Origin of the sequence: Thauera sp. 63, from assembly GCF_000310165.2 — a bacterium.
GTDB classification, from domain to species: Bacteria; Pseudomonadota; Gammaproteobacteria; order Burkholderiales; family Rhodocyclaceae; genus Thauera; species Thauera humireducens.
The window spans coordinates 105,839-126,593 of record NZ_AMXC01000010.1 but is presented as its reverse complement, the minus strand read 5'-3'; the positions used below and the strand labels follow the sequence as shown (position 1 = coordinate 126,593).

Sequence of the window (20,755 nt, the reverse complement as noted above, 5' to 3'; positions counted from 1 at the left end):
CCCCCTTCAGCGTGCTGGCAGGTACTTCATCGGATCGACTGCCTTGCCCTGTTTGCGGATCTCGAAGTGCAGCTTCGGGCGGTCGGCTTCCGAACTGCCCAGTTCGGCGATCTTCTGCCCCTGGGTCACCTGATCGTCTTCTTTTACCAGAAGTTTGTCGTTGTGCGCGTAGACCGAGTTGTACTCCTGGTTGTGCTTGATGACAACCAGCTTGCCGTAACCCCGCAGTCCGCTGCCAGCATAAACCACCTTGCCAGCCGCAGCTGCCAGTACCGGATCTCCCACGTTGCCGGCAATATCGACCCCCTTGTTCGACGCCTCATTGTATCCCGCGATCAGACGTCCCCCGGCAGGCCACTGCCATTCGCCCGAACCGGTCGCCTTGGGCACATCAGGCGTTGCGACCGCAGCCGGCGGTGCCGTGGGCTGTGGCGCCGCGCTCGGCGACGCCTTCGACCAAGCCTCATCCGAATACGGCTGACGGCCACCGACAGGCCCCTGCTTCAGCGGCGCTGCCGCAGGCGCCTCAGCGCCTGGCGCAGGAATCGGCGTCGCCACGGCCCCGTCCCCGATGGGGATTGCCGTCGCAACGGCTGTGCCATCGACGCCCGGCGGCGCAACGCGCAAGGCCTGTCCCACCGTGATCTGGTTCGGGTCGGAAATGTTGTTCCATCCCACCAGGTCGGGCAGCGTCACGCCATACTGTCGCGCGATGCCGAGCAAGGTCTCGCCCGGGCGCACCGTATGGACGCCAGGCTGCTCCGCCGGCACGGCGGAGGCTGCAGGCGGCACGCCGCTGCCGTCACGCACCGGCGCGGAAACCGTGGACGCGCAACCAGCAAGAAGGGTAATCACCAGCGCCGCCGGGATCGAGAAGATACGAGTCTGCATCCGAATTGGGTATCTCATTCAGTACCTGCGAGAAGCGGAACGAAACGTACGGTCTCGCACCAGCTTTCCCGGAAAACATTGCCTTGTCGTTCGACCAGCAGCAGTCGCTGGTCCGCCCCGCCGACCGGCACGATCAACCTGCCGCCCGGAGCAAGTTGAGCCTTCAGCGCGGGCGGGAGTCCGATCGCCGCCGCGGCGACGATGATACTGTCAAATGGTGCTGCCTCTGGAAGACCCAGACTACCGTCCGCAAGTTTCAACCTGACGTTCGGCAGGCGCAGCGGTCTAAGGTTCGCTCGCGCACGATCCAGCAGGGGGCGGATCCTCTCCACCGCATAGACCTCCGTCGCAAGCTGACTGAGCACGGCCGCCTGGTATCCGCAGCCCGCGCCCACTTCGAGCGTACGCCCCAATTCCCGTCCCGCGCGCAGCAGTTCGATCATGCGCGCGACCACGAAGGGCTGCGAGATGGTCTGCTGGAAGCCGATCGGCAAGGGCGTGTCGTCATAGGCGCTGTAAGCCAGCCCTTCCTCGACGAACAGGTGCCGGGGCACCCCCTGCATTGCGGCAAGCACGCGCTCGTCGCGAATTCCCTGGGTGCGCAGGCGCTCGACCATGCGTGCCCTGGCGCGCATCGCCTGCCCGGCATCGGTACTGCGCATGTTCACCGCTTCAGCCAGTCGAAGACCGGAGAGATCAGTCCGGTGTGGGTCAGGTCGAGTTGCAGGGGCGTGACCGACACGTAGCCATTGGCCACCGCATGGAAGTCCGTGCCCTCGCCCGCATCTGCCGCCCCACCAGCCGCACCGACCCAATACACGGTCTCGTTGCGCGGCGTCACGCTGCGCACCACGGGTTCGGCCTTGTGCCGCTTGCCAAGCCGCGTCACCTTGATTCCTTGCAGGCGGTCGTAGGCGACATCCGGCACGTTGACGTTCAACAACACGGGCTGCGGGAAAGGCTCGCGCATGAATCGCTCGGCCAAGTCGCGCGCGACTCGCGCGGCTGCCGTGAAATCGGTTGCCGACTTGCTGACGAGCGACACCGCGATGGACGGCACGCCGAGCAGGAAGCCTTCGGTCGCCGCCGCAACCGTGCCCGAATAGACGGTGTCGTCACCCATGTTGGCGCCGTGATTCACCCCGGACACGACCATGTCGGGCAGATGATCGAGCATGCCGGTCACCGCAAGGTGGACGCAGTCGGTCGGCGTGCCATTCACGTAGTAGAAGCCGTTCGCCGTCCGACGCAGCGAAAGCGGTCGATCGAGCGTCAGCGAGTTGCTCGCACCGCTGCGATCGCGCTCCGGGGCCACGACCGTGACGTCGCCGAGCGTACCGAGTGCTTCGGCGAGCGCTGCAATTCCGGGGGCGAAATAACCGTCGTCGTTACTGACCAGAATGCGCATTTGAGACCCATGGGAAGAGCCGCGGCAGCCGCCGGGAGACGCGAAATGTTAGCACAGCGCTCCGGACACCCGCCTGCGGGGCCTGGAAAACAAAAAACCGGCCTGGGCCGGTTTGTTTGATTGGTCGGGGCGGCGGGATTCGAACTCGCGACCCCTTGCACCCCATGCAAGTGCGCTACCAGGCTGCGCTACGCCCCGACACAAGCCGTCATTATAGCAGCGGTTTTTGGATTTACCAGCCTTTCTGTGTGAAACCTGAAAACCCTGATGGCCATTCAGGCACGCAACTCCTGCAGCAGCGCACGCAGCTCATCGCGAAGCTCCGCAATCACGACACGTTGGCGCTCGACCTCGACCTGGCTTTCCTGCTCCTGAATGGCGCTTTCGCCCAGCCGGTTGCGTGCACCGGATATGGTGAAGCCCTCCTGGTACAGCAGCTCCCGGATGCGCCGGATCAGCAGCACCTCGTGGTGCTGGTAATAGCGCCGGTTGCCGCGCCGCTTGACCGGCTTGAGCTGGGTAAACTCCTGCTCCCAATAGCGCAGGACATGCGGCTTGACGGCACACAGCTCGCTGACCTCACCGATCGTGAAATAGCGCTTTGCCGGAATCGGCGGCAGGGGTCCCGTGCCGATATCAGGGTTGCTTGCTTGCATCGCTGAGTTGCTCCACCGCGGCCTTGAGTTTCTGGCTGGCGTGGAAAGTCACCACACGCCGTGCAGTGATCGGAATCTCCTCGCCGGTCTTCGGGTTGCGCCCGGGGCGCTGGGGCTTGTCACGCAACTGGAAGTTGCCGAAGCCCGACAGCTTTACACTGTCGCCGCGCTCGAGTGCAGTCCGGATTTCCTCGAAGAAGCCTTCGACCATGTCCTTGGCCTCGCGCTTGTTGAGCCCGACCTGCTCGAACAGCAGGTCGGCCAGTTCCGCCTTGGTCAATGTGGTCACGTCAATCCCCCGCACCACGCAGACGTGCCCCCAGCGCCGTCTCGGCCTGCTGCACCAGGACTGCCACTGCGGCATCGACCTCGGCATCTTCGAGCGTGCGCTGAGTATCTTGCATCAATACCCTGAAGGCAAGGCTCTTCTTGTCGGGGTCGATGCCCTTGCCGTGATAGACGTCGAACAAGGCAATGTCCTTGACCACCTCAGGCGCCACCTGACGCAGGGCATCGATCACGCGCGCAACGGTGACATCGACGCCAACGACAAGCGCAAGGTCACGGAATACCGCCGGCATGCGCGAGATCTCGCGGTAGGCGGGCATGCGTGCCTGCAGTGCGGCATCCAGTTCCAGTTCGAACACGACCGGCGCGCTGCCCAGGTCGTAGCGCTGCACCCAGACCGGGTGCAACTCACCGACAACCCCCACCGAGTGCCCGTCAAGCAGCACGTTCGCCGCGCGGCCCGGATGCAGGGCCGGATGCGACAAGGTTTCGAAGCTGAGCTGGCGTGGCGCGAACAGCGCCTCGACATCCGCCTTCACATCGAAGAAGTCGACCGCGCGACCGCGCTCGCCCCACTGCTCCGGCAGCGCCGTTCCAGCAGCCAGGCCGGCGACCCGCATGCTTTGATGGAAGCCCGCGACCGGCTCGCCGTCGGCCTTGCGCTGGAACACACGCGCCACCTCGAACACGCGCACACGATCGATCTGGCGCTTGCGGTTCGTCGACAAATTGCCGACCAGACCCGCAATCAGGCTCGAGCGCATGACGCTGAGCTGGCTCGCAATCGGGTTCGCCAGTCGGATCGGATCCTCGTTGGCGCAGAAGTCGCGCTCCCAGGCCTCCTCGACGAAGGCGAAGTTGACCACTTCCTGATAGCCGCGCCCAGCCAGCAGGTGACGCACATCCCACACCGGACGGCGATGCTCCGAACTCGGCGCCATCATCAGGCTGCCCTGCGGCGCCACCGCCGGAATGTTGTCGTAGCCATGCAGGCGTGCGAGCTCCTCGACCAGATCGACCTCGATCTCGATATCGAAGCGCCAGGACGGCGGCGTAACGACGAAATCCTCGCCGTCGCGCTCGACCTTCAGATGCACGCGCTCGAGCAGGGACCGGATCGCCGCGTCATCAAGCGTGATGCCGAGCACTTTGCGCGCGCGCGCGGTGCGCAGGCGCACTGGTTCGCGCGGGGGCAATGCCTCGAGCGCCACGGCCTCCTCGACCGGGCCGGCCTCGCCCCCACAGATATCGAGGACGAGCCGGGTGGCACGCTCCAGAGCCCGTCGCGCCAGGTCAAAATCGACGCCGCGTTCGAAGCGGTGCGACGCATCGGACGAAAAGCCGTAGCTGCGCGCGCGTCCGGCAATCGCATCGGGCGCAAAGAAGGCACTCTCGAGGAAGATCTCGGTCGTTTCGAGCGTGACGCCACTCTCCTCTCCTCCCATGATGCCGGCAAGCGCGAGCGCACGCTGTTCATCTGCAATCAGCAGCGTATCGGCCGCCGGCGCAACGGTCTGCTCGTTGAGCAGCAACACCTGCTCGCCCTCGGCAGGGAAGCGGACGTGGATGGCGCCCTGCAGCCGGGCATTGTCGAACGCATGCAGCGGCTGACCGAGTTCGAGCATGACGTAGTTGGTCACGTCGACCAGGGCACTGATCGAGCGGATGCCGCTGCGCGCGAGGCGGCGCACCATCCAGTCGGGCGTAGGCGCCTTGGCGTCCACGCCACGCAGGATGCGCCCGCAATAGCGCGGGCAAGCCTGCGGTGCGTCGAGCACGATCGCGCGCCGCGCATCGATGGTCGGCGCAACCGGACTCACCTCCGTCGGGCGAAAGGCGGCGCCCGTGACGGCCGCCACTTCGCGTGCGACGCCTTCGAGGCTCAGGCAGTCTGCCCGGTTAGGCGTCAGCTTGATGGTGAACAGCGTGTCGTCGAGCCCGAGGTACTCGCGAATGTCGGTGCCGATCGGCGCATCCTCGGGCAGCGCATAAAGACCGCCATGGTCCTCGGACAGGCCCAACTCGCGCGCCGAGCACAGCATCCCGAAGGACTCGACACCGCGCAGCTTTGCCGCCTTGATGGCGAAGTCGCCCGGCAACACGGCACCGACCGTCGCGCACGGCACCTTCATGCCGGCGGCTGCGTTCGGCGCGCCACACACGATCTGCAGCAGTTCGCCGCGCCCTGCGTCGACCTTGCACAGCTTGAGCTTGTCGGCGTTGGGATGCTTCTCGGCTTCGACGATCTGCGCCACGACCACGCCGGAGAACGCCGGCGCTGCCGGGTCGGCCTCTTCCACCTCGAGGCCGGCCATCGTCAGCAGGTGGCCGAGTGCGTCGCTATCGAGTTGCGGATCGACGAAGGTCCGCAGCCACTGTTCAGAGAATTGCATGATTCGATTACCCGGATGAATTCGATGGGTCGGACACCCGCGGATGCCCGGCCGGTGCAGCTCAGCGGAACTGGCTCAGGAAGCGCAGGTCGCCCTCGAAGAACAGGCGCAGGTCATTGACGCCATAGCGCAACATCGTCAGGCGGTCCGGCCCCATGCCGAAGGCGAAGCCGGTGTAGCGCTCGGGGTCGATGCCGCCAAACCGCAATACGTTGGGATGCACCATGCCGCAACCCGCGATCTCGAGCCAGCGCCCCTCGAGCGCACCGCTCATGAAGGCGACGTCGATCTCGGCGCTCGGCTCGGTGAACGGGAAGAAGGAGGGACGGAAGCGCACCTGCAGGTCGTCGGTCTCGAAGAACTTGCGCAGGAAATCCGCCACCACGCCCTTGAGGTCGGCGAAGCTGACGTTCTCGCCCACCCACAAGCCCTCGACCTGATGGAACATTGGCGAGTGGGTGGCGTCCGAATCGACCCGGAACACCCGGCCGGGCGCGATCAGGCGCAGCTCGGGCATGGTGTCGGCATCCTTGTAGCGCTCGACGTGCGCCTGCATGGCACGGATCTGCACCGGACTGGTGTGCGTGCGCAACAGGACGTCGTCGTGCCCTTCGAGGTAGAAGGTGTCGTGCATCGAACGCGCCGGATGGTTTTCGGGCGTATTGAGCGCGGTGAAGTTGTGCCAGTCGGTCTCGATCTCGGGGCCGTCGGCGACGACGAAGCCGATCGATCCGAACAGCTGCTCGATGCGCTCGAGCGTGCGGCTCACCGGGTGCAGACCACCGGGAGCGGCGCCGCGTCCGGGCAGCGTCACATCGAGCGCCTCGGCGGCGAGCTGTGCCAGCAGCGCGGCTTCGCGCAATGCCGTGCGGCGCGCCTCCAGTTCGGCCTCGATGGCGGTCTTGGCGGCATTGATCGAGGCCCCCGCCTCGCGCCGGGTCTCGGGATCGAGCTTGCCGAGCGACTTCAGGCGCTCCGTCAGCGAACCGCTCTTGCCGAGATAGCGCGCCTTGGCCTGCTCGAGCTGCGCGCCGTCTGCCGCGGCGGCGAAATCGGCGATCGCCTGTTGAACCAGTTGATCCAGGTGTTCCATGTCCGTGCCCTGCGGGTTGCAATGAAGCGAGATGCTTTGGGGTGCTGCGGGTCCAGCCGAATTCAGAAGAAAAAAAAGGAGGCCAGGCCTCCTTTTTTCGGGCTGCGTTGAATTACGCAGCGAGTTTGGCCCGGGCTTGCTCGGCGATCACCGCAAAAGCGGGCTTGTCGAACACTGCCAGGTCGGCCAGAACCTTGCGGTCCACCTCGATCGCAGCCTTCTTCAGGCCGTTCATGAAGGTGCTGTAGGTCAGGCCCAGTTCACGCGCGGCGGCGTTGATACGGGCAATCCACAGGGTACGGAACTGACGCTTGCGCTGACGACGGTCGCGATAGGCGTACTGGCCGGCCTTCATCACCGCCTGCTTGGCGATGCGATAGACGTTTTTGCGACGGCCGCGATAACCCTTGGCCTGAACGAGAACTTTCTTGTGACGGGCGCGAGCGGTTACACCACGTTTAACGCGAGGCATTGCGGTCTCCTATCAAGCGTACGGAAGCATGGCGCGGATCAGCTTTTCATCGGCAGCATGAACTTCGGTCATGCCGCGCAGCTGACGCTTCGCCTTGGTCGTTTTCTTGGTCAGGATGTGGCGCTTGAACGCCTGGGACCGCTTGATCCCGCCACTCGAGCGGACCTTGAAGCGCTTCTTGGCGCCGCTCTTCGTCTTCATCTTGGGCATTGCTGAGACTCCATGTTTTTGGATGACACCAGGTAGCGCCGATAAGCCCCGACGCATTTCATTACCCGGCACCACTTGTTTTCCGCCGGGCGGCATCTGCCACCCCACGGCTTTGCCCCTGTGGGGCAAATTCCTTGAACCTTAACGGCTCTTCTTCGGCGCGATGACCATGATCATCTGGCGCCCTTCCATCTTGGGCATCTGCTCGACCTGACCCAATTCCTCAAGGTCGGCCTTGACGCGCTCGAGCTGGCGCAAGCCAAACTCCTGATGCGCCATTTCGCGGCCACGGAAGCGCAAGGTCACCTTGCACTTGTCGCCTTCTTCCAGGAAGCGCTTGAGGTTGCGCAGCTTGATCTGGTAGTCGTTCTCGTCGGTGCCCGGACGGAGCTTGACCTCCTTCACCTGCACCTGTTTCTGCTTGAGTCGGGCTTCGTGGGCCTTCTTCTGTTCCTGATACTTGAACTTGCCGAAATCCATCAGCTTGCAAACCGGCGGCGCAGCCATCGGTGCGATTTCGACCAAGTCCAGCCCGGCGTCTTCCGCCATGTTGAGGGCCGTATTCAGGGACACGATTCCGAGCTGTTCGCCTTCTTCACCAACCAGCCGGACCTCGGGCGCGTTGATCTCCCTATTTACGCGCTGCTTCTTATCTTGAGCGATGGTTCAACTCTCCACGAAAACCAAAAATCAGACCGACCCGGCTTTCGCTTCAACTTCGCGACGCCAGCGTTCGATCAGCGAATCGAGGGACATTTGACCAAGATCCTGGCCACCCCGGGCACGCACGGCCACCAGGCCAGCCGCCTTTTCTTTGTCGCCGATGACGATCTGGTAGGGCAGCTTCTGTACGCTATGTTCTCGAATTTTATAGTTAATCTTCTCGTTGCGCAAATCCGCTTCGACGCGGAAGCCCGCCTGCCTGAGCTTGGCTGCAGCCTCTGCCGCGTATTCCGACTGCCCTTCCGAGATGTTCATCACCACGGCCTGCACCGGCGCCAGCCACAGCGGCATCGCGCCGGCATGGTTCTCGATCAGGATGCCGATGAAGCGCTCGAGCGAGCCGAGCACCGCGCGGTGCAGCATCACCGGCACCTTCTTGCTGTTGTCCTCATCGACATACTCAGCGCCGAGACGCACCGGCAGGTTGAAGTCGAGCTGCAGGGTGCCGCATTGCCACACCCGGCCGAGACTGTCCTTCAGCGAGAACTCGATCTTGGGCCCGTAGAACGCGCCCTCGCCCGGCTGCAACTCGTACGCCAGCCCCTGCGCATCGAGCGCTGCTGCAAGCGCCGCCTCGGCTGCATCCCACTGTTCGTCCGTTCCGACGCGCTTCTCCGGTCGCGTCGAGAGCTTCACCAGCACGTCGGTGAAGCCGAAGTCTGCATACACCTTCTGCAACAGGCGGATGAAGCCGGCCGATTCCGCCTGAACCTGGCTCTCGGCGCAGAAGATATGGGCATCGTCCTGCACGAAGTTGCGCACCCGCATGATGCCGTGCAGCGAGCCGGACGGCTCGTTGCGGTGGCAGGAGCCGAACTCGGCCATGCGCAGCGGCAGGTCGCGGTAGCTCTTCAGACCCTGGTTGAAGATCTGGATGTGACAAGGGCAGTTCATCGGCTTGACCGCATAGTCGCGCTTCTCGGACTGCGTGGTGAACATCAGGTCGGAGTACATGCCCCAGTGGCCGGACTTCTCCCACAGCGAGCGATCGACGATCTGCGGCGTCTTCACTTCCTGGTAGCCGTGCTCGCCCAGCGCCTTGCGCAGGTATTGCTCGATCTGCTGCCACAGCGCCCAGCCCTTGGCGTGCCAGAACACCATGCCCGGCGCCTCATCCTGCAGATGAAAGAGATCCAGCTGGCGACCCAGCTTGCGGTGGTCGCGTTTTTCCGCCTCCTCGATCATGTGCAGGTAGGCATCGAGATCATCCTTCTTGACCCAAGCCGTGCCGTACACGCGCTGCAGCATCTCATTCTTGGAGTCGCCGCGCCAGTAAGCGCCAGCCAGCTTCATCAGCTTGAAGACCTTGAGCTTGCCGGTGGACGGCACGTGCGGGCCGCGGCACAGGTCGATGAAATCGCCCTGGCGGTACAGCGACACATCCTCGCCAGCGGGGATCGAGGCGATGATCTCGGCCTTGTAGTGCTCGCCGATGCCCTTGAAGAACTCGACCGCCTTGTCGCGCGACCACACTTCCCGATGCACCGGCATCTCGCGCTTGGCGATCTCGACCATGCGCGCTTCGATCGCTGCCAGATCCTCGGGCGTGAACGGGCGCTTGTAGGAAAAGTCGTAGTAGAAGCCGTTGTCGATGACCGGTCCGATCGTCACCTGCGCATCGGGGAACAGCTCCTTCACCGCATGCGCCAGCAGATGGGCCGTCGAGTGGCGGATGATCTCCAGCCCCTCGGGCATCTTGTCGGTAACGATCGCCAGATCGGCATCGCTCTCGAGCTGATGCGAGAGATCCACAAGCTTTCCGCCAACCCGGCCGGCGAGTGCCGCCTTGGCAAGACCGGCACCGATCGATGCGGCAACCTCGGCCACCGTCACCGGATGATCAAAGCTGCGCACGGAACCGTCAGGAAGGGTGATATTTGGCATGACCTGAGCCTCAGTCTGGGTGCGGTCCCGTCATTTTGAGCGACCGGGAAGCGATTCGAAAAACGTGGACGAAAAAAAAGCGCGGTCTAGGCGCGCTTTTTTCTCTAGCAGACAAGCGGAGCCGACCTGTTCAGTTTCCGGCCTCGGTGGTAGTTCGGAACATGTCGATCAACTCCAGAATCTTGGTAGGCGCGATTGGATTCGAACCAACGACCCCCACCATGTCAAGGTGGTGCTCTAACCAACTGAGCTACGCGCCTGCTGAAGACCCGCATTATAGGCACTCTCAAAAACTTGTCAAAGTTTTTTTGCAGTGCAGCTCGAAATACCTACTTCTTCAGCCGCGTCACGACGAACAGGATCACGATGGCGCCAATCACCGCACCAATGAAGCCGGCTGCTTCACCCGCCCGATAGATGCCGAGGAACTGTCCGCCATAGGTGGCCAGCATGGAACCCGCGATACCCAGCAGGGCCGTCATGATGAGGCCAAGCCCGTCCTTGCCCGGATGCAGCAGGCGCGCGACGAGCCCGACGATAAGACCGATGAAGATGGTTGCGATGATACCCATGAGCCTCTCCCTGTTGCCTCGGATGCCAGACGGCCGGACGACCGCCCTGCCTCAAGCCTGCGGCCAGGCCGCAAGAAACTGCTGCCAGTGCGGCGCCTCGAGCCGCCCCAGCGAATCACGCACGACAGCCACCTCGTCCGCCCAGGCCTTCGCGTCGAGATGACCACGCATGCGCTCGAAGCGCAGATACACAAGATAGGTGTTGACCACGTCCGTCTCGCAGTAGTCACGAATCTCGGCGATTCGCCCGTCTTGCCAGGCCTGCCACACCGCAGACCCATCCATGCCCAGCTTGCCCGGATACCCCATCAGCTTGGCGAGGTCGTCGAGCGGCGCATTGGCGCGCGGCTGATACAGCGCCAGCAGGTCCATCAGGTCGAGATGACGACTGTGATAGCGACTGATGTAGTTGTTCCACTTGAAGTCGCGCGAATCGTGGTAGTCACCCTCGCCCTGATCCCAGTAACGCGGCGCCGACACGCCATGGAGCATGCCGCGGTAGTGCAGCACGGGCAAGTCGAAGCCGCCGCCGTTCCACGACACGATCTGCGGCGTATAGCGTTCGACGCCGTCGAAGAAGCGCTGGATGATCTCACCCTCGCCCGAATCCGGCTCGGACAGGGAGAACACCCGGAACTGCTGCGCGTCGCGCAGCACGCACGAGATCGTCACCACGCGTTGCAGGTGATGCGGCAGGAAATCGTTGCCATGGCTGGCGCGACGCTGCTGGAAGGCCCACTCCGCCGCTTCCGCATCCGACAGGTCCGCCGGCAGTTCGTAGAGATTACGGATGCCGGCAACGTCGGGGATGGTCTCGATATCGAAGACGAGGACCGGCATTATTTCTTCACCCAGGCACCACCGCGCTGCACCCACCATCCGGCCTGCGCACGATCGATCCAGCGCTGCGCGAAGGTGCGACGCACGTCGGCCTCCCACTCCGGATGCTGGTTCGCGCGCGCGATCTCGCGGTACAAGGCCGCGCGGTCGGCATTCTCGGCCGCGACCAGCGCGTTGAGCCCACCCCGCTGCGCCAGCGGCACGACCGATGCATCGCGCAACGCAACCGTACCGTCCGCGCCAAGACCGATCGCCCCGGACGCATACATCGGCGCCAGCTGAGCGTGGCGCTGCTGCATGGACGCCTTCAGCGCCGCGATGGCGGGGGTGTCGATTTCCAGGTTGCCCTGCGCATGGACAGCAAAGGCGAGCACCCCGCCGAGCAACAACCCCGAAAGCCAGCGCGTGCCGCGGGTCAGTGCCTTCATTGCTTCGCTCCTTCGTCAGTCGGCGCTGCAGGCTGGGTCTGCGCCCCGCGGATCTGCCAGACCTCGTCGATGATGCGGTCGGCGGCCTTCTCGGCTGCCGCAGCCGGGAAATAGATGTTGATCGTGACGCACGCGGTCGCGATCAGTGAAAGTGCTGCCGCCAGGACAAACGGCCGCAAGGAAGTGAATGACATGGATGCCTCCTGCTGACCCGACGCACGCCGGGCGTCAGCGCAACTCGGGCGTGACGTTGTCCTCGATCACACGCTGGATTCGACCAACCAGTTCAGGCCAGTCGACGCGACGATTGTAGCCGATGACATCCAGCGCCGGGATGCCGCCACCCCGCACGATGCGGAACCCGCCATCGGCGCGGTCGCCGCCTGGAATGCCTGCCATATCGCATACGCCGTTCGCAAGCACGCAACGCAGGCCAAGCTCCCGATAGCCGAAGGTCTCGAACATGCCCAGGAGTCCGCGCTGCAGGGCTGCCACTGCGCCGGCACCACCCAAGGCGCTGATGTTCTGCACCGCACGCTGGCTGATCCGGCGACGGTAATCCCCCGGACTGCTGGCAAGACGCGCCTCGAAGCGCGTCGGGCGCCAGCGCACCAGTTCGAGCCCCTTCAGGTCGAGATCGGCGAAACCGGTGATGCTGCCGAAGCTGAAGGCATCGGTCAGCTGCCCGAGATCGATGTGTCGCGCCTCCACATCCGCCTGCAGGTGAGACGCCAGGCCGAAGGGCTCGCTCACCCTCAGGCCGGTCACGTGCAGGTAGCCATCGAACACCGAAACGACGAGTGCCCCATCGAGCGTCAGCTCGCCCGATCCGAAGCGAACACCCGGCAGGGCGGCGGAAACCACCCCGGCCATCGGTGGCAAGCCGAGCGCCTCGGTCAGCGCCAGCATCGACACAGGCTCGAGCACGACACCGGCGTGCCCCTGCCAGCCCTCCGCGAGCCGCCTCAGCTCGAGTCCCTCGAACGCCAGCACGCCATCGAGCACCGGGACCCGCATCGGCGAGAAACGCGCACGCTCGCCCTCGAGGTGCGCACTGACGTCGAAGGCGCCCAGGGACAGCGCCTCCCAGTGCCCGCCTTCGATCCGCAGATCGGCCTGCGTCGGGGCGTTCGCCTGCCACGGAACGTGTCCCGACACCGGCCCAAACGCCAGCCCCCGGTCACCCACTGCGCCCGCGAGGCTGACCCCGGCCTGATCGAAGACCACGTCCACACCGGTCAGCACACCCGCCTTCATCGTCAGGCCGGCACTCATGCTGCCCGCGAAGCGCAGACGCTCCACCAGCGCCGGCGCCAGCAGCGGCGCGAACCAGCGCGGCCCGAGAACGGCCAGGTCTCCGCCTGCCAGCGATACCGCCAGCGTGTCCAGGGTGAATCCGTTGCGCGACGCGCTCGCGGACAGTGCAAGCTGCTGCACCCCCTCCATCGCCAGCGACGCGGTCTCGACGTGGATCTGCTCGGCGCCGACCTGCCCCCGCGCATGCAGCACGGGACCGGCCTGCAGGTACAGGGGATGAAGATAGGCCTCGCCCTGCTCCCACGCGGCCTGCAGTTGCCAGTCCCAGCCCGATGCCGTTGCGGTGGCGGCGCCATCGAAGGACAACGCGAGTTGCTCAGCCGCGTGGAGGCCATCCTCGCTGCCGAAGCCGGCCTCACTCAGGCGCCCGTCGACACGCACGATATCGCGCCCACCTTGCGGCGAAGGTGTCCAGACCAGCCGCGCATCGAGCCTGCCGCTCGCAGCGTAGCGCCGTCGCACCTCGGCCGCCCCGTCATCGAAAACGGCCGCCAGCATCGCGAGTTCGTCGATGGCAACCTGGCTCAGGCGCACCTCGAAACGCCGCTCGCCATCGTGGATCAGGGAGAGCTTCGCACCGGAAGGCCAACGCAGGTCGACGCGCAGGTTCCTCTGGACCGGATCGAACTTGAAATCCACCTGAAGTGGCAAGCGCCGCGTGCCGACATGCAGCGCCCCCGCCAGGCATGCAACGCCGTCCCTGGCAAGACTGGATTGCGGGCAGACAAGCTGGATGCCCTGCCATTGAGTCGAGCCGACCCTCAGGCGTCCGATTCGCAATGTCGGGGGCGATCCGCCAGCGGCAAAGCCGAGCTCGACATCATGCAACTCGAAGGCAGGATGAGCCAGCGCCCCGACCGACAGCTGCAGCCGGTCGATCGCGCGCGCAGATCGCGCGCAGCCCAGCAGCAACGCCAGGCCGAGCAGGACGAGTACGAGGCATCGCCCCGGGCCCGCCTGCCCGCGTGACGCCTCAGGCCGGGAACACACCCGTCGACAGATAACGATCGCCGCGATCACAGACGATCGACACGATCACCGCGTTCTCGAGTTCAGCGGCAAGACGCAACGCAACATGCATCGATCCGCCGGACGAGATGCCGGCAAAGATGCCCTCTTCCCGCGCCAGGCGTCGGGTCATTTCCTCGGCCTCGGCCTGACTGACGCGCTCGACCCGATCCACGCGCGGACGCTCGAAGATCTTCGGCAGGTAGGCCTCGGGCCATTTGCGGATGCCAGGGATCTGCGAGCCTTCGGCCGGCTCGCAGCCGACGATCTGGATCGCCGCGCTCTTTTCCTTGAGGAAGCGCGAGGTCCCCATGATGGTGCCGGTCGTCCCCATCGAGCTGACGAAGTGAGTGACGCGCCCGCCCGTCTGTTCCCAGATCTCGGGGCCGGTACCCTCGTAGTGCGCCAGCGGATTGTCCGGGTTCGCGAACTGGTCGAGGATGATGCCTCTGCCCTCGTCGCGCATCTTCTCGGCGATGTCGCGCGCCATCTCCATGCCACCGGATGTCGGCGTCAGCACCAGTTCGGCGCCGAATGCACGCATCGTCTGCCGTCGCTCGACACTCTGGTTCTCGGGCATCACCAGGATCATGCGATAGCCACGCATCGCCGCCGCCATGGCGAGCGCAATCCCCGTGTTGCCACTCGTCGCCTCGATCAGCGTATCGCCCGGCCTGATCTCGCCGCGCGCCTCGGCACGCATCACCATCGACAGCGCCGGGCGATCCTTCACCGAACCCGCAGGGTTGTTGCCCTCGAGCTTGGCAAGGATGACGTTGTTGCGTCCAGCGTTGATGCGCTTGAGGCGCACCAGCGGCGTGTGTCCGACGTAGTCTTCCAGCGTCTTGAATTCCATGGGTCTCGCTCTAGAAAACGGGGATGGCGACCGTGCTCGGGCGCCTCGCATCAGGGGGTGAGATCGAACTCTTCGGTCCGTCGCGGTGGATAGGTTTCCCACCCGCCGCACGCCGGGCAGCGCCAATGGAACTGGCGCGCCTTGAAGCCGCAGGCGTCGCAACGATAGCGTGCCACCTTGCGGGTGTGGCCGTGGATCAACTGCTTGACCAGTTCCACATCGCCACGGTGCTCGGTCGGCACGGTCAGCAATGCGGCCTCGAGCAACTTGTCCAACCCGAGCAGGGTCGGGTTGCGGCGCAACTCCTCGCGCACCAGATCATAGGCTGCCCGGGGCCCCTGCTTCTCCATCTCCCAATGGAACAGCTCGTCGAGCAGATCCAGCGAGGCGTGCCCGTCCAGCCACGCACGCAAGAGTTGATGGCCCTCCTCGAGCCGTCCGATACGACCATAGGCGTCCATGATCCGCTCGGCCGCCAGCGCAAGATAAACGGGGTCCTGGTTCTCGATGCGTTTCCACGCCGCCAGCGCGTCTTCGTCGTGCCCGCGCGCCACGCAGATATCTCCGCGCAGCAGACTCGCGCGCACACAGCGCGGATTCACCTTCAGCGCATCGGCGACATGCGCCTCCGCCTCGTCGAGGCGCGAATTGGCAAGCGCACCGGCTGCAAGCTCGCAGTGGAAGTTGGCGACTTCCGTGCGCCACATCACGCTTTCGTGATCGGGCAAGGCCGCCGCCACCTCGATCGCCTTCGCCCAGTCCTTCTCCTGCTGGTAGATCTCGAGCAGATAGCGCAGCGCCACGTCATCTGCCCGCGTACCGCGCAGACGCACGAAGACAGCCTCGGCGCGATCCAGCAGGCCGGCCTTGAGGAAATCCTGCCCCAGCTCGCCGAGGGCCTGCAGGCGCTGGTCCTCGGTCACGTCTTCGCGATCGACAAGCAGTTGATGGATGCGGATCGCACGATCCGTTTCACCCCGACGACGGAACAGGCTCCCGAGGGCAAAATGCAGCTCGATCGTCTGCGGATCGATACGGACCGCCTCGACGAAGGAGTCGATCGCCTTGTCGGGCTGCTCGTTGAGGAGAAAATTGAGGCCGCTGAGATACGAGCGCGGCAGCGAGCGTGACTCCTGCACCACCTGGCGAATGTCGATGCGCGCGGCGAGCCAGCCCAGCGCAAAGAACAACGGAAGGGCCAGCAGCCACCAGAGTTCGATTTCCATCAGCTGTCAGGCGCTCAGGGCAGACCGGGAACCTGCAGCTCGGGCGCGGGCTCGACCGGCGCCGGACTTGCCTTCTCGCGCTCTGCACGCTCGAGTTGGCGGCGCAGATGCGAGATCTCCCTGCGCTGGCGCAGTAGCGAGGCGAAGGTCGCGGTAACGCCGAGCAAGGCCCCTGCAGCGAAGCTGACAAGGATCACGAAAACCAGCGGAAGCTGCCATTGCCCGCCGAAATAGAAGTTCAGGGTCGCCAGATGATCATTCTTGATCGCGAACCCGAACAGCAGGATGAACAGCAGGATACGGATGAACCACATGATTGCGCGCATGGGCGCCATTATCGCCGAGCGCACACAAAAAAAGAAAGGCGGCCGAAGCCGCCTTTCATAACTGCAAGTACTAAACGTGCAACCGATCGCCGCGCGGTCAATTGCTGAAATCCGTCCCCGCGGTCAACCGCTGAGATCGACCCGTTCGCGCAACTCCTTGCCGGCCTTGAAATGGGGCACGTACTTCTCCGGCACGTGCACCTTCTCGCCCGACTTGGGGTTGCGTCCGACGCGAGGCGGACGATAGTTCAGCGCAAAACTGCCAAACCCGCGGATCTCGATGCGATCCCCACGCGCCAGGGCGTCGGTCATCGCATCGAGGATCATCTTGACCGCGTAATCGGCGTCCTTTGCGACCAGCTGCGGAAAACGCTCCGCGAGCTGCGCAATCAGCTCCGATTTGGTCATGATCGGCCAGATTACTGCTTCTGCTCGTTCAGCTTGGCCTTCAGCAGCGCGCCGAGGTTGGTCGTACCCGAGGCAGCAGAGCTGTCGGAAGCGAACTTGCTCATGGCTTCGGTCTGCTCGGCCTGATCCTTGGCACGGATCGACAGGTTGATCGAACGGGTCTTGCGATCGACGTTGATGACCATCGCTTCGACTTCGTCGCCTTCCTTCAGCATCGTGGTCAGGTCATCGACGCGATGGGCAGCGGCTTCAGACGCGCGCAGGTAGGCTTCGACGTCGTCACCCAGCGAGATCACGGCGCCACGGGCATCGACCGACTTCACGGTGCCGCGCACGAGGGTGTTCTTCTCGTGGGTGGCGATGAAGTTGGTGTAGGGGTCGCCCTCGAGCTGCTTGATGCCCAGCGAGATGCGCTCGCGCTCGACGTCGATCGCCAGCACCACGGCTTCGACTTCGTCGCCCTTCTTGAAGCGGCGCACGGCGTCGTCGCCCTGCTCGCTCCACGACAGGTCGGACAGGTGCACCAGGCCGTCGATGCCGCCTTCCAGGCCGATGAACACGCCGAAGTCGGTGATCGACTTGATCTGGCCGCGGACCTTGTCGCCCTTCTTGTGGTTGATGGCGAAATCGTCCCACGGGTTGGACATGCACTGCTTCATGCCCAGCGAGATGCGGCGACGGTCTTCGTCGATCTCGAGGATCATCACTTCGACCTCGTCGCCCAGCTGGACAACCTTGGTCGGATGGATGTTCTTGTTGGTCCAGTCCATCTCGGACACGTGGACCAGACCCTCGATACCCTGCTCGACTTCGACGAACGCGCCGTAGTCGGTGATGTTGGTCACCTTGCCGAACAGGCGGGTGCCCTGCGGGTAACGACGCGAGATGCCCACCCACGGGTCTTCGCCCAGCTGCTTGAGGCCCAGCGAGACGCGGTTCTTTTCCTGGTCGAACTTGAGCACCTTGGCTTCGATCTCGTCACCGACGTTGAGCACTTCGCTCGGGTGACGGACACGGCGCCAGGCCAGGTCGGTGATGTGCAGCAGGCCATCGATGCCACCCAGGTCGACGAACGCACCGTAGTCGGTGATGTTCTTGACGATACCCTTGATGACGGTGCCTTCCTTGAGGTTGGAGAGCAGCTTCTCGCGCTCTTCACCCATCGACTCTTCCAGCACGGCGCGGCGCGACACCACGACGTTGTTGCGCTTGCGGTCGAGCTTGATGACCTTGAATTCGTATTCCTTGCCTTCGTACGGCGTGGTGTCCTTGACCGGACGCATGTCGACCAGCGAACCCGGCAGGAAGGCGCGGATGCTGTTGGTCATGACGGTCAGACCACCCTTGACGCGGCCGGTGATGACACCCTTGACCAGCGAACCTTCGTTGAGGGCCTTCTCGAGGTCGTTCCAGGCCGAGATGCGCTTGGCCTTGTCACGCGACAGGCGCGTTTCGCCGAAGCCGTCTTCAAGCGCGTCGATCGCGACGTGCACGAAGTCGCCGACGTTGACTTCGAGTTCACCGCGGTCGTTGCGGAACTCGTCGACGGGGACATAGCTTTCGGACTTCAGGCCGGCGTTGACGACGACGAAGTTCTGATCGATACGCACGACTTCGGCGGTGATGACTTCACCGGTGCGCATTTCCTGCAGGGCAAGGCTTTCCTCGAAGAGGGCGGCAAAGCTATCTTCGAAGGAGGGGGTGGCGTTGGACATGAGGGATAAATCCGGGACCGCCGTGCGACGGCAAAAAAGTTGAATTAAGAAAAAACGCGCCCGGGTTCACACCCTTGCGCGCAGCACTTCAGCCGGCGGCCAGTCCTCGACCCCGCACGAGATCGAGCACGAAAGCCACGGCACCCTCGACGTCCAGTTCGGTCGTATCGAGCAGCGCCGCATCCGGCAACTTCATGAGCGGCGCCACCGGCCGTGCCGCGTCGCGCGCGTCACGTTCCCGCAGGTCGTCCAGAAGACTTTGCATGTTAGCAGCCAAACCCTTATCCATCAACTGCTTATAGCGGCGTTCGGCGCGAGCCTCGGCCGATGCCGTGAGGAAGATCTTGAGCGCAGCATCGGGAAAGACGACCGAGCCCATGTCGCGGCCGTCGGCAACCAGCCCGGGCGCCAGCCGGTAGTCGCGCTGCCAACCCAGCAGGGCCTCGCGTACCGCGGGCAGCACCGCCACCCTGGAGGCGCCCACCGAGCAGGCCTCGGTGCGTATCTCGGTCGTTACGTCATCCTCGGCCAGCAGCACGCGCCCCGCCTCGAAGCGCGCCGGCAACGTCGCGGCGATCGCGGCCACGCCGGCCTCGTCGTCGAGCGCCACGCCGGCACGCATCGCCGCCAGCGCGACGATGCGATACAGCGAGCCGCTGTCCAGCACCTGCCAGCCGAGCGCAGCTGCGACACGCTCGGCGACCGTCCCCTTGCCCGAGGCCGAGGGTCCGTCGATCGCAATCACCGGCACGGGTTGCGTAACCTGTGCGAAGGCATCGAAATAGCCGGGAAAGGTCTTGTTCACGCACTTCGGGTCGTTGATGCGGACCCGGCAGCCTCCGAGGCTCACAAGCGAGAAACACATCGCCATGCGGTGGTCGTCGTAGGTATCGATCGCCGCCGGCTGCAGGCGGGCGGGGGGTGTCACGCACAGATAGTCGGCCCCCTCCTCCACGTCCGCACCGACCTTGCGCAGCTCGATCGCCATCGCTGCGATGCGGTCGGTTTCCTTGACACGCCAGCTCGCGATGTTGCGCAGGCGACAGGGACCATCCGCGAACAGCGCGGCCACCGCCAGCGTCATCGCCGCATCCGGGATGTGGTTCAGGTCGAGATCGAAGGCCTTGAGGCGGCCCGAAGCGGGGGCTGCAGCCTCGATCCAGTTGTCGCCCATCGTGATGCGCGCGCCAAGCTGCTCCAGCGCCTCGGCGAAGCGCACGTCGCCCTGGATGCTGGTCCGGCCGACGCCCTCCACCCGCAGCGGACCGCCGCCGATCGCGCCGGCCGCCAGGAAGTACGACGCAGAAGAGGCATCGCCCTCGACGAACACGGTACCCGGGCTGCGGTAGCGCGCGCCGCCTGGCACGACGAAGCGTTCCCAGCCCTGCTGCTCGACCTTGACTCCGAAGCGCGCCATCATCTCGAGCGTGATCGCGATGTAGGGCTTGGAGATCAGCTCGCCGACCACCTCCACCGTGGTCTCCACCCCGGTCAGGGGCAGCGCCATCAGCAGCGCGGTGAGGAACTGGCTGGACACGTCGCCGCGCACGCGGACCACGCCACCCGAGCGGATCGTCGCCGGCTTGAGCAGCAGCGGCGGATAGCCTTCGTTGGCCGTGCAGCTGATGTCTGCGCCCAACTGACGCAGCGCCTCGACCAGATCGCCGATCGGGCGCTCGTGCATGCGCGGCACGCCGGACAGGCGGTACTCGCCGCCGGACAGTGCAAGCGCCGCGGTGAGCGGCCGGAAGGCCGTGCCGGCGTTGCCGAGGAAGAGGTCCGCCCGCTTTACCGCAAACAGGCCGCCGACGCCCTGCACCACGTAATCGAGCGAGTCGTCCCGGCGCGCCCAGCGCACACCCAGGGCCTGCAAGGCTTCGAGCATGCGCTCGACGTCATCCGACAACAGCAGGTCGCGGATTTCGGTCTCGCCTTCCGCCAGTGCGGCGAGCAGCAGGACGCGGTTGGAGATGCTCTTGGAACCGGGCAGACGCACGCTGCCGGCAGCGCCCAGCATCGGGGGCAGGTCGAGAAATTCCAT

The 20,755-nt window shown here is 64.7% G+C and carries 23 protein-coding genes and 2 tRNA genes; 1 reads left to right on the top strand and 24 read right to left on the bottom strand.

The window, feature by feature from the left end; genetic code table 11:
• Window positions 1-6: 6 nt before the first annotated feature.
• The 18 genes from C664_RS11130 to C664_RS11045 all read right to left on the bottom strand — a co-directional run bounded on the left by C664_RS11130 (window position 7) and on the right by C664_RS11045 (window position 13,481).
• Window positions 7-891, bottom strand: coding sequence for a peptidoglycan DD-metalloendopeptidase family protein (locus C664_RS11130; protein WP_004259556.1), 885 nt, complete (start codon window positions 889-891; stop codon window positions 7-9).
• Between the two features lie 14 nt (window positions 892-905).
• A complete protein-coding gene (locus tag C664_RS11125) occupies window positions 906-1,553 on the bottom strand; it encodes a protein-L-isoaspartate(D-aspartate) O-methyltransferase (RefSeq protein ID WP_004259552.1) in 648 nt (215 codons plus the stop codon).
• A gap of 2 nt (window positions 1,554-1,555) precedes the next feature.
• A complete protein-coding gene (gene surE, locus C664_RS11120; protein WP_004259550.1) occupies window positions 1,556-2,299 on the bottom strand; it encodes a 5'/3'-nucleotidase SurE in 744 nt (247 codons plus the stop codon).
• 121 nt (window positions 2,300-2,420) lie between these two features.
• A tRNA-Pro gene (locus tag C664_RS11115) sits at window positions 2,421-2,497 on the bottom strand.
• A gap of 77 nt (window positions 2,498-2,574) precedes the next feature.
• On the bottom strand, window positions 2,575-2,955 hold the full coding sequence (locus C664_RS11110) for a MerR family transcriptional regulator (RefSeq protein ID WP_004259544.1): 381 nt from the start codon (window positions 2,953-2,955) through the stop codon (window positions 2,575-2,577).
• Window positions 2,936-3,244 (bottom strand): integration host factor subunit alpha, encoded by a 309-nt coding sequence (locus tag C664_RS11105; RefSeq protein WP_082794216.1) that lies wholly within the window; start codon window positions 3,242-3,244, stop codon window positions 2,936-2,938. The genes C664_RS11110 and C664_RS11105 overlap by 20 nt, the downstream gene beginning before the upstream one ends.
• Window position 3,245: 1 nt before the next feature.
• Window positions 3,246-5,636: a phenylalanine--tRNA ligase subunit beta gene (pheT, locus tag C664_RS11100; RefSeq protein ID WP_004259535.1), complete on the bottom strand. Its 2,391-nt coding sequence runs from the start codon at window positions 5,634-5,636 to the stop codon at window positions 3,246-3,248.
• 61 nt (window positions 5,637-5,697) lie between these two features.
• Window positions 5,698-6,729, bottom strand: a complete 1,032-nt coding sequence (gene pheS, locus C664_RS11095; protein ID WP_004259532.1) for a phenylalanine--tRNA ligase subunit alpha — start codon at window positions 6,727-6,729, stop codon at window positions 5,698-5,700.
• Window positions 6,730-6,841: 112 nt separating this feature from the next.
• Entirely contained in the window at window positions 6,842-7,201 is a 360-nt protein-coding gene (gene rplT, locus C664_RS11090) for a 50S ribosomal protein L20 (protein WP_004259529.1), read from the bottom strand.
• Window positions 7,202-7,213: 12 nt separating this feature from the next.
• Window positions 7,214-7,411 (bottom strand): 50S ribosomal protein L35, encoded by a 198-nt coding sequence (rpmI, locus tag C664_RS11085; protein WP_002923845.1) that lies wholly within the window; start codon window positions 7,409-7,411, stop codon window positions 7,214-7,216.
• Between the two features lie 141 nt (window positions 7,412-7,552).
• Complete coding sequence (gene infC, locus C664_RS11080; RefSeq protein ID WP_082794215.1) at window positions 7,553-8,074, bottom strand: translation initiation factor IF-3; 522 nt, start codon at window positions 8,072-8,074, stop codon at window positions 7,553-7,555.
• A 27-nt stretch (window positions 8,075-8,101) separates the two neighbouring features.
• Complete coding sequence (thrS, locus tag C664_RS11075) at window positions 8,102-10,018, bottom strand: threonine--tRNA ligase (protein WP_004259519.1); 1,917 nt, start codon at window positions 10,016-10,018, stop codon at window positions 8,102-8,104.
• A gap of 183 nt (window positions 10,019-10,201) precedes the next feature.
• Window positions 10,202-10,278, bottom strand: a tRNA-Val gene (locus C664_RS11070).
• Window positions 10,279-10,347: 69 nt separating this feature from the next.
• Entirely contained in the window at window positions 10,348-10,590 is a 243-nt protein-coding gene (locus tag C664_RS11065; protein ID WP_004259516.1) for a GlsB/YeaQ/YmgE family stress response membrane protein, read from the bottom strand.
• Between the two features lie 51 nt (window positions 10,591-10,641).
• Window positions 10,642-11,430, bottom strand: coding sequence for a 3'-5' exonuclease (locus C664_RS11060; protein ID WP_004259514.1), 789 nt, complete (start codon window positions 11,428-11,430; stop codon window positions 10,642-10,644).
• Complete coding sequence (locus C664_RS11055) at window positions 11,430-11,858, bottom strand: YdbL family protein (protein ID WP_004259510.1); 429 nt, start codon at window positions 11,856-11,858, stop codon at window positions 11,430-11,432. Before C664_RS11055 ends, C664_RS11060 begins: the two co-directional genes overlap by 1 nt.
• Window positions 11,855-12,052, bottom strand: coding sequence for a hypothetical protein (locus C664_RS11050; RefSeq protein ID WP_004259508.1), 198 nt, complete (start codon window positions 12,050-12,052; stop codon window positions 11,855-11,857). The genes C664_RS11055 and C664_RS11050 overlap by 4 nt, the downstream gene beginning before the upstream one ends.
• A 34-nt stretch (window positions 12,053-12,086) precedes the next feature.
• Window positions 12,087-13,481 (bottom strand): hypothetical protein, encoded by a 1,395-nt coding sequence (locus C664_RS11045; protein ID WP_232435094.1) that lies wholly within the window; start codon window positions 13,479-13,481, stop codon window positions 12,087-12,089.
• A gap of 6 nt (window positions 13,482-13,487) precedes the next feature.
• Here C664_RS11045 and C664_RS20965 point away from each other — a divergent pair, with 6 nt between their 5' ends.
• Window positions 13,488-14,144: a hypothetical protein gene (locus C664_RS20965; protein ID WP_232435093.1), complete on the top strand. Its 657-nt coding sequence runs from the start codon at window positions 13,488-13,490 to the stop codon at window positions 14,142-14,144.
• Between the two features lie 4 nt (window positions 14,145-14,148).
• On the opposite strand, the gene cysM is transcribed toward C664_RS20965, so the two are convergent.
• The 6 genes from cysM to C664_RS11015 all read right to left on the bottom strand — a co-directional run bounded on the left by cysM (window position 14,149) and on the right by C664_RS11015 (window position 20,755).
• Window positions 14,149-15,039 (bottom strand): cysteine synthase CysM, encoded by an 891-nt coding sequence (gene cysM / locus C664_RS11040; protein WP_004259502.1) that lies wholly within the window; start codon window positions 15,037-15,039, stop codon window positions 14,149-14,151.
• A gap of 50 nt (window positions 15,040-15,089) precedes the next feature.
• Entirely contained in the window at window positions 15,090-16,265 is a 1,176-nt protein-coding gene (lapB, locus tag C664_RS11035; RefSeq protein WP_004259499.1) for a lipopolysaccharide assembly protein LapB, read from the bottom strand.
• A 14-nt stretch (window positions 16,266-16,279) separates the two neighbouring features.
• Window positions 16,280-16,591: a LapA family protein gene (locus tag C664_RS11030; protein WP_004259497.1), complete on the bottom strand. Its 312-nt coding sequence runs from the start codon at window positions 16,589-16,591 to the stop codon at window positions 16,280-16,282.
• Between the two features lie 123 nt (window positions 16,592-16,714).
• The gene (locus C664_RS11025; protein ID WP_004259496.1) at window positions 16,715-16,999 is read right to left on the bottom strand and encodes an integration host factor subunit beta; all 285 of its coding nucleotides are present in this window, start codon (window positions 16,997-16,999) and stop codon (window positions 16,715-16,717) included.
• Window positions 17,000-17,010: 11 nt separating this feature from the next.
• A complete protein-coding gene (gene rpsA, locus C664_RS11020) occupies window positions 17,011-18,714 on the bottom strand; it encodes a 30S ribosomal protein S1 (RefSeq protein ID WP_004259495.1) in 1,704 nt (567 codons plus the stop codon).
• Between the two features lie 88 nt (window positions 18,715-18,802).
• A complete protein-coding gene (locus C664_RS11015) occupies window positions 18,803-20,755 on the bottom strand; it encodes a bifunctional 3-phosphoshikimate 1-carboxyvinyltransferase/cytidylate kinase (protein WP_004259494.1) in 1,953 nt (650 codons plus the stop codon).